This window comes from Halomonas sp. SIMBA_159 (assembly GCF_046536035.1).
In the GTDB taxonomy this organism is placed as follows: domain Bacteria; phylum Pseudomonadota; class Gammaproteobacteria; order Pseudomonadales; family Halomonadaceae; genus Vreelandella; species Vreelandella venusta_A.
This window is the reverse complement of record NZ_JAWJBT010000977.1, coordinates 1-257: the sequence shown is the minus strand read 5'-3', so window position 1 is coordinate 257 and position 257 is coordinate 1. Positions and strand designations below refer to the sequence as shown.

At 51.4% G+C, this 257-nt stretch carries 1 protein-coding gene; it reads right to left on the bottom strand.

What is annotated here, in order from left to right; all coding sequences use genetic code 11:
• Nucleotides 1-239: hypothetical protein (locus R0J87_RS22160; RefSeq protein ID WP_498889012.1), on the bottom strand; the 239-nt coding region annotated here is incomplete at its 3' end.
• Nucleotides 240-257: the final 18 nt, after the last annotated feature.

The following is a 257-nucleotide window of genomic DNA, read 5'->3' as shown; positions in this document are numbered from 1 at the left end:
CGGCGAAACAGCGCGATGCACCGGGCGAGCGACTGTGCATCTTGCAGCGGCGAGATGCCCCTGTCCATTGCCAATTCAAGCATTTCCACTTGTTCACTTGATTGAAATTCCTCAAATCCAGGCCCCATAGAACTCAAAGCTTTCGGCTCGAAGCCCCGTCTCTTCAAATAGCGCAACTGGCCATTCATAAAGCTCAAACTTTCCGAAACAGTTACAGCATGAATCAGTTTCGTCGTCATCGCAGTACCTCCGCTCAG